The sequence below is a fragment of the Stenotrophomonas sp. ATCM1_4 genome (assembly GCF_004348115.1).
Taxonomy (GTDB): domain Bacteria; phylum Pseudomonadota; class Gammaproteobacteria; order Xanthomonadales; family Xanthomonadaceae; genus Stenotrophomonas; species Stenotrophomonas capsici.
This window is the reverse complement of sequence record NZ_QPFB01000001.1, coordinates 2483284-2495176: the sequence shown is the minus strand read 5'-3', so window position 1 is coordinate 2495176 and position 11893 is coordinate 2483284. Positions and strand designations below refer to the sequence as shown.

The window sequence follows — 11893 nt, the reverse complement described above, 5'->3', positions numbered from 1 at the left end:
GCCTAGTGGGCCGGCAGCGGGATGAACTCCTTGTCGTCGCCGGGGATGGTGCCGAAGCGGCCATTGCTCCAGTCGTCCTTGGCCTGCTCGATGCGTTCCTTGGAGCTGGAGACGAAGTTCCACCACAGGTGGCGCGGGCCGTCGAGCGGCTCGCCGCCCATCAGCATGGCCTTGACCGGGGTCTTGGCGCGCAGCCGGCCACGCGCGTTGGCCTCGGGGATGACCAGGTGCCGGGCGGGGATGTCGGTGCCGTCCAGCTGGGCGTCGCCTTCCAGGATGTAGAGCGCGCGCTGCACATGCGAGGTGTCCAGGTCCACCTCGGCGCCGGGCTGCAGGTCGATGGCGACGTTCAAGGTGTCGGTGAACACCTTCACCGGCGATTCCTCGCCGTAGGCGCGCCCGGCGATGACACGCAGCAGGGCGCCGTCACGGCGCTGCTGCGGGAGCTGGTCGGCGGCGAAGTGGAAGAAGGCCGGGTCGGTTTCCTCGTGGCTCCTGGGCAGCGCCACCCAGGTCTGCATGCCATGTACGGCCTGTTCGTGTTCGCGCGCGGCCAGCGGGGTGCGCTCGGAGTGGGCGATGCCACGCCCGGCGGTCATCCAGTTGACGTCACCCGGGCGGATGACCTGCTCCGATCCCAGGGTGTCGCGGTGCCCGATCTGGCCGGCCCACAGGAAGGTGACCGTGGCCAGGCCGATGTGCGGGTGCGGGCGGACGTCGATGCCTTCGCCGGGGGTGAAGATCGCCGGCCCCATGTGGTCCACGAACACGAACGGCCCCACGCTGCGCGCCTGCAGGCTGGGGACGGCGCGACGCACCTGGAAGCCGCCCAGGTCGTGGACGCGCGGGCTGATGATCGTGGTCATGGCTGCTCCTTGGCTGTGGACCGAGGGGGCGAGGATGGCATGCCCGGCGCGAGGCTGTCGTGACCAGTGCGGCAACGGATTGTTTTGCACGGGGGCGGCGGCACGCCTTGACCAGGCCCGCTACCGCCGCGATGCCAAGCGGTCCGCCAGCCGTGTCGGCTCCGGCAACCGGTAGCCGGCCAGGCAGGCCACTACCAGCGGCAGGCATTGCGCCACCGATACCCGGTGGCCGGGCGAGACGAACAGCGGTTTGCAACGCGGCTTGCTGCGTAGCACCCACCCCACCTGCCGGCCCTTGAACAACAGCGGCGAATGGTCGCCGCGCTGCGGGCCCGGCTCCTCGTAGTCGCCGACCAGGCGGCTCTTGCCGATGCCGATGCTGGGCAGGCCGGTGAGTACGCCCAGGTGCGCGGCGATGCCCAACCCGCGCGGGTGGGCGATGCCGTGCCCGTCCACCATCACCAGTGCCGGCGGCGCGGGCAGTTGCGCCAACGCCTCCAACGCAGCCGGCAGCTCACGGAAGCTGAGCAGGCCGGGGATATAGGGCAGGGCGGTCGGGCGACGCGCCAGCGCCGAATGCAGGGGCTGCAGGGATTGGCCGTCGAGCAGGACCGCCGCCGAGCGGGTGATGCTGCCGCCTTCCTCGAAGCCGGTGTCCACGCCGGCGATGCGACCAGGCAGGCCCTGGACGGCATCGACCAGTTCGACCTGTGCCGCCAGATCGCGTTGCTGCTGGCGCAGGCGCGCGTAGTCGGGTGCGGGCGTTGAAGTGTCCATGCCCCCAAGCCTGCCACTTCCCGCCCCGCAACGGGGCGGGGGTCAGGGGGACGGGCTACAATCGACGGCCTTCCTTCCCCAACCCGGAGATATCCGCAGTGACCCGCAAACTCGTGCTGTTGCGCCATGGCCAGAGCCAGTGGAACCTCGACAATCGTTTCACCGGTTGGGTGGACGTGGATCTCACCGAGCAGGGCCGCAGCGAGGCCGCCGCCGCCGGTCGCCTGATGAAGGAAGAGGGCCTGCAGTTCGATGTCGCCCACACCTCGGTGCTCAAGCGCGCCATCCACACCCTGCAGGGCGCACTGGCCGAGATGGGCCAGGACTGGCTGCCGGTCAACAAGTCCTGGCGCCTGAACGAGCGCCACTACGGTGGCCTGCAGGGCCTGGACAAAGCCGAGACCGCCGCCAAGCACGGCGAGGAGCAGGTCAAGGTGTGGCGCCGTTCCTACGATATCCCGCCGCCGCCGATGGACCTGGAAGACCCGGGCCATCCGATCCATGACCGCCGCTACGCTGGCCTGGACCGCAACGCGCTGCCGGCCACCGAATCGCTGGCCACCACGCTGGACCGCGTGCTGCCGTACTGGCACGACGCGATCGCCCCGCAGTTGAAGGACGGCAAGACCGTGCTGGTCACCGCGCATGGCAACTCGCTGCGCGCGCTGTACAAGTACCTCAACAACGTGAGCAAGGAAGAAATCCTCGAGCTCAACATCCCGACCGGCATCCCGCTGTTGTTCGAATTGAACGATGACCTGACCGTGCAGTCGTTCCGTTACCTCGGTGATCCGGAAGCGGCGAAGAAGGCGGCCGAAGCGGTCGCCAACCAGGGCAAGGCGAAGTAAGCCGGCGCCCCCGTTTCCCCAGGACACCCGGCCTCGTGCCGGGTGTCCTGCTTTGTGGCCGTGCTTGGCCCTGTGCCATGATCCGGCACGGAAAATGCACAGGAGTGAAGCGTGAAGCGAAAGGTGATTGCAGGATGTCTTGCCCTGTTGCTGACAGGGAGCGCGCTGGCACAGGGCGCATCAGTGGTTCCGGCGCAACCTGCAACCGCACAGCTCGCACAACGTGGTGGCGGCCAGCCCTACGAAGTCATCGGCAGTGAAGTGTGGGATGTGCCGGACCCGGTATCGGCCCGGGTCTACCAGGTGTTCGTCGCCCTGCCGGCCGGTTACGCCGACAATCCGGACCGGCGCTATCCGGTGCTCTACGTCACCGATGCGGATTACGCCTTTCCGTTGATCCGGCAGATGGCACGTCGCCTGAACGTGGAAGGCCCGCGCATCGAGGACTTCATCCTGGTGGGCCTGTCCTACGCGAAGGGCGAGGGCGGCATGCCCAGCCGTCGCCGCGACTACACGCCCACTCCCAACGCCCCCAGCGGCACGCCCGCCGATAGCGTGCACGGTGGCGGTGCTTCCTATCTGGGCTATCTGGACAGCCAGGTACTGCCGTTCATCGCACAGCACTACCGCACCGACGAACAACGCAGGTTGTTCCTCGGCCACTCCTACGGCGCCTTGCTGGGCACGCAGATTCTGTTCGAGCGTCCGCAACTGTTCGCCGGCTACATCCTCGGCAGCCCGTCGTACTGGTACGACCGGCACGTGATGGAACGTCAGGAGAGCCGCTTCGCTGCAGCGCATCGTGACCTGCCGGCACGGATCTACATGTACGTCGGTGAGCGTGAGGCACGGACGCACGGTGGCGACGCGGACATGGTCGAGGATGCACGACGGATGCAGAAGGTGTTGGCATCGCGCCGCTATGCATCGCTGCAGTTGCAGCTGGAGGTACTCAACGACGAGGACCACCTGACCGTTGCGCCGCGCGGATTCATGCAGGGGCTGGAGTACCTGCTGGCGCAGCCAGCCTCCCTCCCCTGAGGACAGGGGCGCCACCGGCGGCGGCCAGGCAGGGCAGGCCACGGCCGCAGGGCGCATGGCCACGGCAACCCGGCGCAAGCCGGGTTCTTGTTTATCCCGCCGATTCCTCACGGGCCATTTACGGCCGGGCTGAAAGATTGCGCACTCCGTCACTGTCGTGCCTGCCTTGGCAGCGCGCAGCGGTACCAGGGTCTCTTTCCCCAGCGCAGGAAACAACGTCATGAACAAGCCGGCAGTGGTATTGGTCCATGGGTTCTGGGGCGGTGCCGCCCATTGGGCCAAGGTCATCCTGGAGTTGAAGCGGCTCGGCTACACCGACATCCGTGCGGTCGAGAACCCGTTGACCTCATTGGCCGACGACGCCGAGCGCACCCGCAAGATGGTGGCGCAGGTGCAGGGCCCGGTCGTGCTGGTGGGGCACTCCTATGGCGGGGCGGTGATCAGCCAGGCGGGCAACCTGGACAACGTCAAGGCACTGGTCTTCATCGCCGCGTTCGCCCCCGATGCCGGTGAAAGCCCGGGTGGCATCACCCAGCAGCACCTGCCCGAGGCCGCGCCGAACCTTGCGCCGGACAGCGATGGCTACCTGTGGTTGAACCCGGCCAAGTTCCACGAGAGCTTCTGCCAGGACCTGTCGCCGGAGGAGGGCTTCGTGATGGGCGTGACCCAGAAGGCACCGTTGGCCAGCACCTTCGGTGACGCCATCACCGACCCGGCGTGGAGGCACAAGCCGAGCTGGTACCAGCTTTCGACCCGCGACCGGATGATCGCCCCCGAGAACCAGAGGGCGATGTCCGAGCGCATCAAGCCGCGCCGCGTGCTGACCCTGGAGGCCAGCCACGCATCGCTGGCGTCGCATCCGCAGGAAGTGGCGGCACTGATCGATGAGGCCGCGCAGCAGGCGTGACCCCGCGGCCACCCGGCCACTGGCGTCGGCGACACGGCGCCAATGGCCTGCGCGCCGGGCGCTGCCCGTCGGCGGGGTGCCTGGCACCACGACCAATGGCAGGCGCGGCGCGGCATGCGGTCACTAGACTGCGCTTGAACCCCTGCGGTGATTGCCCACGTCCATGCCGTCGCTTCCATCACCGCAAACCCAGGCAGGCATCGCCAGCCGTACGTTGTTCGTGGGTGAACGGCTGTCCGCGCGGGTGGGGTGGTATGCGCCCGGACTGCGCATGTCGCGGCACGTGCATGAGTGCCATCAGCTCTCGCTGCTGTTGGTCGGAACGCTGGGCGAGCAGACGCCACATCGCGAAGCGCGGCTGGCGACATCGGCCGTTGGCGTGAAACCCGCGGGGCAGGTGCATGCCAATGACTACGGGCCGTCCGGGGCGTTGATCCTGGGCATCAATCTGCCGGGCCGGTTCGATCTGGAGAGGGAGCTTGGCGTTGACGGGGGCTGGCAGTGGCGCGAGCGTGCGGCACCGGCGATGCTGGCGCGGGGCGGCTCCACGTTGGCGCAGCTGACAGGGGGAGGACTTCCTGCAGAGGAGATGGAAGCACGCCTGTGGGAGCTGCTGGCGATGATGGTCCAGGTGGATCGACGGCCAGCGGGAACACCGCCGCGCTGGCTGGCATTGGCGTGCGAACGCCTGGGCGAGGAAGCGGTGCCGGTGACGGCGCTGGCGCAGGAACACGGGTTGCACCCGGTGTATTTCGCGCGTGCATTCGCGCGCTGGATGGGCTGCGCGCCCTCGGCGTTCAGGCTGCGCGCGCAACTGCAGCGTGCACTGCCGCTGCTGGCGGCCGGCCAGTCGCTGTCAGCGGCGGCATGCCAGGCCGGCTTCGCCGACCAGGCGCACCTGAGCCGCGTGGCGCGCCAGTACAGCGGCCTGACGCCGGCACGCCTGGCCAGGGTGTTGCGCGCTTGATTGGAAGGGCGCGCAGGTTCGATCCGTTCAATACGCCGGCCCCTTCGCCGCTGCAGCATCGCCGCATGTCCCCGTGGAATCGCACCATGCGCCGCCGCTTCCTCCATCGCTGCCAGTTGTGCCTGCTGCTTGTCGCCGCGACCGCGCTGTCGGCTACGGCGGCGACACCGGAGCAGGCGTCGCGACGTCTGCAGGGTTTCCTTGATGGCATCCCCGGCTTGGGGCCGGGCTACGCGGTCGTGGTGGTGGATCGTGACCGGCAACTGCTCGGTTACACCCGCGGCCAGCGCAACACCGCGACCGGCGCGCCCTTGACGATGCACACGCCGATGTACGTCGCCTCGCAGACCAAGTCGTACATGGGCTTGCTCGCACACCTGCTTGATCAACGCGGCGTGCTGCGCCTGGACAGCACCCTGGCCGATCACTGGCCGCAGCTGCGCCTGCCCGACGGCGTGGATCCCGCGGCGTGGACCCTGGCCGACCTGCTCAATCACCGCGTGCCGCTGCATGCCGATGCGCTCACCACGATGGAGGCCTACATCGGCGCGCCGGACCCTGTGCTGTACCCGCAGTTGCTTGCCACGCTGGCGACGGCGCGGCCGGCCGGCTTCGACTACGACAACCTGGGCTACAACATCTACGCCGCCCTCCTGTACCAGCGTACCGGCAGGCACTGGCAGGACTGGTTGCAGGAACTGGTGTTCACGCCGCTGGGAATGCGTGAGACCGCCGCGCGCACCTCCGTGTTCGATTCCGCCCAGTTGGCCTACAACCATCAATGGCTGGGGGAGGGGCGGGGATGGCAGGTGGTGGCGCCGAAACCGGACGCCATCATGCATTCGGCCGGCGGCGTGATGACCTCGCCGCGCGACCTGGGCCGCTGGCTGCGGCTGCAGCTGGGCGGGACGCTGCCACCCTCAATCGCGCCCGGGGTGGTCGACAGGGCACATGCCATCGGCGTGCAGGTCGACCCGAAGGCCCGCAACGCCTATGAGCTTCCCTGCCACGGCTATGCATTCGGCTGGAACGTCTGCGACTTCGAGGGGCATACGCTGTACATCCATGGCGGCAGCTACACCGGTGCGCGCAGCATGATGGCGTTCTCGCCGGACCTGGGCGTGGGCATCGGGGTGTTCTCCAATTCCGACAACGCCACCGGCTGGTTCACCTCGCGCACGGTGGTGCAGTTCTTCCAGTACCTGGTGGACCACCCGGAGGCGGACACCTGGGCGCGGACACGCCGGCAGGTCTACCCGACGCGGGTGGCCGAGCAGTTGGACGGGCTGCAGGCGCGCCAGGCCAAGGAACGCGCACAGGCGCGCTGGCAGGGCTGGGTATGGCAGCCGGACGCCGGGGTGCGTGCCGCGTACACGGCACGGTTCCGTGCCGAGCGCCTGCCGGTGGAGGCGGCGGTCACCGAGACGGGGCATGGCCTGCACCTGCAGATGGGAGCGCTCGCGCGTGAGCTGCAACCGGCGACCGTGGACCTGTTTGGCGCGCAGGGCGGGCCGTTGGACGCACCGGAGCCCCTGCAGTTCCTGCGCGACGGACAAGGCCGGATCAACGGTTTCGAATACGACGGCGAGCGTTACATGAGGCAACCGGCGCCGCCGCCGGCAATGCACACCGATGTGCTCCCGTAGGCGCGACGCTAGTCGCGAAGCCGATGGCGCCTCAACGCCTCGGTTTGCAATCGCACGCATTCCCACGACGGCACCCACGAGCTTCGCGTCTGAAGCCACTCCTGTCGGCGGCGTCAGCGGAAGAACTGGCTGGGGGTCAGGCCGAAGCGACGCTTGAACATGGTGGTGAACGCGCTCGGGCTTTCGTAGCCCAATGCGAGGGCCACGTCGATGACCTTCTCGCCGACCGCCAGCCGCTCCAGTGCGCGCAGCAGCCGTGCCTGCTGGCGCCATTGGCCGAAGGTCATGCCCAGCTCGCGCATGCACAGGCGCTGGATCGTCTTGACGTCGACCTGCAGGCGCTGCGCCCAGTCGTGCAGGGTGGACGCATCGTCCGGGTGTCGCTCCAGCTGCCGGCCGATCATGCGCAGGCGCGCGTCCTTCGGCTCGGGCAGGTGCAGCGGCAGCACCGGCAGGGTCTGCATCTCGTCCAGGATCAGGCGCATCACCCGGCCGTCGCGTGAATCCTCCACATAGGGCTGCTGCACGCTGGCCGCAGCGCGGATCAGTGCCGCCAGCAACGGCGTGACCGAGACCGCCGATGGGCCGGCGGGCGGCTGCCGCATCGCGGCCGGCGTGACGTACAGGCTGCGCATCTGTACCTGGCCGATGCAATGCACCTGGTGGCCGGTGCCGGCCGGCATCCAGATTGCGCGGGTGCTGGGCACCACCCAGCGGCCCATGCCGGCGCGCACGACCAGCACGCCGGTCTCGGCATACACGAGCTGGTGGCGATCGGGGTGGTGGTGCAGCGGGATCAGCGTGTCCGCCTCGTAGTCCCGTGCCCTGCAATACACCGCCGTCTCCGGGCCCGCCGGCAGCGGCAGGCGCCGGCCTTTGCGGATGTCGGTGTCCTTTTCGAGAGGGTGCATGACCATATCGCGCAGGAAGGGCGTGGCGAGCGACTCTACCATGCGCCGGCTCCCCTCATCCCGTGATAACGCCATGTCCTCCACCGCTCCACCCGTGGCCGCTTCCAATACCCCCGCGCGGCGCCCGGCCGCCGTCGGCGTGCTGGCGGCGATCAGCAGTTCGCACCTGGTCAACGACATGATGCAGTCGCTGATCCTGGCGCTGTATCCGATCTTCAAGGCGCAGTTCCACCTGAGCTTCACCCAGGTGGGCATGATCACCCTGACCTACCAACTCACCGCCTCGCTGTTCCAGCCGTTGATCGGCCTGCGTACCGACAAGCGCCCGGCGCCGTACTCCCTGCCGATGGGCATGACCTCCACGCTGTGCGGCTTGTTGCTGCTGGCCTATGCGCCGAACTTCAGCACGGTGCTGGTCGCGGCGATGCTGGTCGGCATCGGTTCGGCCATCTTCCATCCGGAATCCTCGCGCATCGCGCGTTTGGCCTCGGGCGGGCGGCATGGCCTGTCGCAGTCGGTGTTCCAGCTGGGCGGCAACGCCGGCACGGCGATCGGGCCGTTGCTGGCCGCAGCGGTGATCGCTCCCAACGGCCAGCGCAGCGTCGCCTGGTTCGGCGGCGCGGCGCTGATCGGCATCGGCTTGCTGACCTATGTCAGCCGCTGGTACCAGCAGCACCTGGTCGTCAGCGCCAGCAAGCCAAAGGCGGGCATGGCAAGCAGTGAGTCGCTTCTGCCCAAGCGCACGGTGGCATGGGTGATCGCGATCCTGCTGGTGCTGATCTTCAGCAAATACTTCTACATCGCTGGCTTGAGCAGCTATTACACGTTCTACCTGATGCAGAAGTTCCACGTGTCGGTGCAGAGCGCGCAGTTGCACCTGTTCGGCTTCCTGCTGGCCTCGGCGGCGGGCACCTTGATCGGCGGGCCGGTAGGCGACCGCATTGGTCGCAAGCCGGTGATCTGGGCGTCGATCCTGGGCGTGGCGCCGTTCGCGTTGATGCTCCCCTACGCGAACCTGGAATGGACGACGGTGCTGACCTTGATCATCGGCTTCGTGCTGTCCTCGGCGTTCTCGGCCATCCTGGTGTACGCGCAGGAGTTGATGCCGCATCGCATCGGCACGGTCTCGGGCCTGTTCTTCGGCTTCGCGTTCGGCATGGGCGGCCTGGGTGCTGCGGTACTGGGCGTGCTGGCCGACCACACCAGCATCCTGTGGGTCTACAAGGTGATCTCGTTCCTGCCATTGCTGGGCATGGTGGCCGCGTTCCTGCCGAATCGGCGCAGTCACTGATCCTGCGCGACCTTGCAGGAGCGGCGCGAGCGGCGACGCACGCGGCAGTTGAAGCGCAGTGCTGCCGGCAAGCATGAGAATGCCGGCAGCACTGCCGATCAGGCAGCGCAGGTTTCGCGGCCGAGGTCGCTCCTACGCGGGATGCGTTCCTTGCAGGAACAGCGTGAGCCGCCAGGCACGCTAGGGTCGAGGGATGGCTCCCGCGTCATACCAGCGACGCGAGCGGTTGACGATGGCCACCACGGTCAGCATCACCGGTACTTCAATCAACACGCCGACCACGGTCGCCAGCGCGGCGCCGGAGTGCACGCCGAACAGGCTGACCGCTGCGGCGACGGCCAGCTCGAAGAAGTTGCTGGCGCCGATCAATGCCGACGGTCCGGCCACGCAGTGGGCAACACCGAGACGCCGGTTGAGCAGGTAGGCGAGCCCGGCGTTGAAATAGACCTGCAACAGGATGGGCACGGCGAGGATGGCGATGACCAGTGGCTGCTCGATGATCTGCCGGCCCTGGAAGCCGAACAGCAGCACCAGCGTGGCCAGCAGTGCCAGCAGCGATACGGGTGCCAGCCGCTGCAGTACCTGCTGCAGCCTGGGCGGGCCGCCGCGCGCGAGCAGCCAGCGTCGCAGCAACGTGGCCACCGCGACGGGCAGCAGGATGTACAGGGAGACCGAAAGCGCCAGCGTCGCCCATGGCACGGTGATCGACGACAGGCCCAGCAACACGGCCACCAGGGGCGCGAAGGCCAGCACCATGATCGCGTCGTTGAGCGCGACCTGGCTCAGCGTGAAGTTGGCATCGCCCCGGCACAGGTTGCTCCAGACGAACACCATCGCGGTGCACGGCGCGGCCGCCAGCAGGATCAGCCCCGCCATGTAGGAGTCCACCTGCCCAGGTGGCAGCCACGCGGCGAAGATGTGGCGCAGGAACAGACCGCCCAGCAACGCCATCGAGAACGGCTTGACGGCCCAGTTGACGAAGAGGGTGACGCCGATACCCCGCCAGTGCTGGCCCACCTGGCGCATCGCCCCGAAGTCCACCTTCAACAGCATCGGGATGATCATCAGCCAGATCAGCACGGCGACCGGCAGGTTCACGCGCGCCACTTCCAGCGCCCCCAACTGCGCGAATGCCCCGGGGAACATGTGCCCCAGACCGGTGCCAACGGCGATGCACACCGCCACCCACAAAGTCAGGTAGCGCTCGAACAGGCCCAGCCGGGCGGTGCCCTCAGTCATTGTCCCGGCGTCCCGCTTCCGGCTGCACCTGCCCGATGCCATCAAGGGCGTGCTGGAGCTGCAGGCGGTCCTGCCATTGCGTCGCTGGGACGGCAAGCAGCGCCAACAGCCGGGCCTTTACCACGTCATGCGCCAGCGCGAATGCCGCGCGCTTTTCATCGTCGCTGCCTTCCACCGCCGCCGGATCCGGCAGTCCCCAATGGGTACGCAGGAAGTCGCCGAACACCACCGGACAGGTTTCAGCGGCGGCCGAATCACAGACCGTGATGACCAGGTCCATGCGGGGGGCATCGGGTTGCGTGAACTCGTCCCAGGACTTGCTGCGCAGGCCGGCGGTGGCAATGCCTTCGGCGGACAACTGGGCCAAGGCGAATGGATTGACCGTGCCGGTGGGCTGGCTACCCGCACTGAATGCGACGAAACGGTTGCCGCCCCAGGCTCGCAGGGTGGCTTCGGCCAGCACACTACGGGCACTGTTGCCGGTGCACAGGAAGAGAACGTTGATGCTCATGGCGTGTCCGTCAGGGAAAGAGTCGGGTTTCAACGGGTGCGGCGGATGGATGCCGGGTGCCGGTCAGCGATGAACGGCCTCGGCTGGGTGTTCAATCCACGGCCAGGTGCTTGTGCATGCAGGTCGCCGAGGCCGGGCAGAGGCTGCGGAACTCGGCGGTGGCCTGGATGGCCGGGGCGACATCGGCCCGCGGCACGGGCTGATAGCCACGCTGCTGGAAGAACGGTGCGGCCGTAGTGGTCAGCAGTGTCAGGCGGCGGACGCCGCGCGCGGCGGCATGTGCCTCCATGGCCTGCAGCAGGCGCCCGCCGAGTCCACTGCCGCGTGCACCGGGAGCCACCGCCAACGAACGGAGCAGGCCATCCGGTGGTACGGCTTCCACGCCGATGACGCCGAGCAGTTGCCCATCCTCCATAGCGACGAGAAAGTCGATCTGTCCCGTTGCCAGGTCATCGACCGGCAGGCCGGCGGCGGCAAGCAGCGCCACCAGCCAGGGCAGGTCGGTCGGGTGCGGAGCGCGGATGCAGGCGGGCATGGACGCCTCAGCAGCAGGAGTTTGTGGGGGTGGGGGCACAGCGGCTGCCGGTCGAGCCGGCGCAACAGTTGTGGGTGAGGTAGGCCATCAACGCGTTCATGGCGGTGTAGTCGGCCCGGTAACAGACATTGCGTCCGACGCTTTCGCTCTGCACCAGACCAGCGTGCAGCAGTTCCTTCAGGTGGAAGGAAAGGGTGGCGTTGGGGACGGCCAGGGATTCGGCGATTTCACCGGCCATGCGGCCGTCGGGGCCGGCCTCCACCAACAGGCGGAATGCAGCCAGCCGGGTGCCGTGGCCGAGCGCGGTAAGGGCGGCGATTGCCTGATTCGTTTCCATAATTCTAGAATAATGGA

General features: G+C 68.1%; 13 protein-coding genes. 6 read left to right on the top strand and 7 right to left on the bottom strand.

The window, feature by feature from the left end:
- Positions 1 to 2: 2 nt before the first annotated feature.
- Positions 3 to 866, bottom strand: a complete 864-nt coding sequence (locus ATCM_RS11445; protein WP_132864652.1) for a pirin family protein — start codon at positions 864 to 866, stop codon at positions 3 to 5.
- 120 nt (positions 867 to 986) lie between these two features.
- Positions 987 to 1643: a deoxyribonuclease V gene (gene nfi, locus ATCM_RS11440; protein WP_132864651.1), complete on the bottom strand. Its 657-nt coding sequence runs from the start codon at positions 1641 to 1643 to the stop codon at positions 987 to 989.
- Positions 1644 to 1741: 98 nt separating this feature from the next.
- On the opposite strand from nfi, the gene gpmA reads away from it, so the two are divergent.
- The 5 genes from gpmA to ATCM_RS11415 all read left to right on the top strand — a co-directional run bounded on the left by gpmA (position 1742) and on the right by ATCM_RS11415 (position 7052).
- Positions 1742 to 2491 (top strand): 2,3-diphosphoglycerate-dependent phosphoglycerate mutase, encoded by a 750-nt coding sequence (gpmA, locus tag ATCM_RS11435; protein WP_132864650.1) that lies wholly within the window; start codon positions 1742 to 1744, stop codon positions 2489 to 2491.
- Positions 2492 to 2656: 165 nt separating this feature from the next.
- A complete protein-coding gene (locus ATCM_RS11430; RefSeq protein ID WP_243694095.1) occupies positions 2657 to 3532 on the top strand; it encodes an alpha/beta hydrolase-fold protein in 876 nt (291 codons plus the stop codon).
- Positions 3533 to 3752: 220 nt separating this feature from the next.
- On the top strand, positions 3753 to 4439 hold the full coding sequence (locus tag ATCM_RS11425; RefSeq protein ID WP_132864648.1) for an alpha/beta hydrolase: 687 nt from the start codon (positions 3753 to 3755) through the stop codon (positions 4437 to 4439).
- Between the two features lie 163 nt (positions 4440 to 4602).
- The gene (locus ATCM_RS11420; RefSeq protein ID WP_132864647.1) at positions 4603 to 5406 is read left to right on the top strand and encodes an AraC family transcriptional regulator; all 804 of its coding nucleotides are present in this window, start codon (positions 4603 to 4605) and stop codon (positions 5404 to 5406) included.
- 65 nt (positions 5407 to 5471) lie between these two features.
- The gene (locus ATCM_RS11415) at positions 5472 to 7052 is read left to right on the top strand and encodes a serine hydrolase domain-containing protein (protein ID WP_165931171.1); all 1581 of its coding nucleotides are present in this window, start codon (positions 5472 to 5474) and stop codon (positions 7050 to 7052) included.
- 113 nt (positions 7053 to 7165) lie between these two features.
- Here the strand turns inward: ATCM_RS11415 and ATCM_RS11410 are convergent, their stop codons facing one another.
- Entirely contained in the window at positions 7166 to 7963 is a 798-nt protein-coding gene (locus tag ATCM_RS11410; protein ID WP_132864645.1) for a helix-turn-helix transcriptional regulator, read from the bottom strand.
- A 73-nt stretch (positions 7964 to 8036) separates the two neighbouring features.
- Between ATCM_RS11410 and ATCM_RS11405 the strand changes: the two genes are divergently transcribed.
- The gene (locus tag ATCM_RS11405) at positions 8037 to 9254 is read left to right on the top strand and encodes an MFS transporter (RefSeq protein WP_132864644.1); all 1218 of its coding nucleotides are present in this window, start codon (positions 8037 to 8039) and stop codon (positions 9252 to 9254) included.
- 180 nt (positions 9255 to 9434) lie between these two features.
- On the opposite strand, the gene arsB is transcribed toward ATCM_RS11405, so the two are convergent.
- The 4 genes from arsB to ATCM_RS11385 form a co-directional block, all read right to left on the bottom strand.
- Complete coding sequence (gene arsB / locus ATCM_RS11400) at positions 9435 to 10472, bottom strand: ACR3 family arsenite efflux transporter (RefSeq protein ID WP_207911848.1); 1038 nt, start codon at positions 10470 to 10472, stop codon at positions 9435 to 9437.
- 13 nt (positions 10473 to 10485) lie between these two features.
- Complete coding sequence (locus ATCM_RS11395; RefSeq protein WP_132864642.1) at positions 10486 to 11004, bottom strand: arsenate reductase ArsC; 519 nt, start codon at positions 11002 to 11004, stop codon at positions 10486 to 10488.
- A 91-nt stretch (positions 11005 to 11095) separates the two neighbouring features.
- A complete protein-coding gene (gene arsN2 / locus ATCM_RS11390) occupies positions 11096 to 11539 on the bottom strand; it encodes an arsenic resistance N-acetyltransferase ArsN2 (RefSeq protein WP_132864641.1) in 444 nt (147 codons plus the stop codon).
- A 7-nt stretch (positions 11540 to 11546) separates the two neighbouring features.
- On the bottom strand, positions 11547 to 11876 hold the full coding sequence (locus ATCM_RS11385; protein ID WP_132864640.1) for a metalloregulator ArsR/SmtB family transcription factor: 330 nt from the start codon (positions 11874 to 11876) through the stop codon (positions 11547 to 11549).
- Between the last annotated feature and the right edge of the window lie 17 nt (positions 11877 to 11893).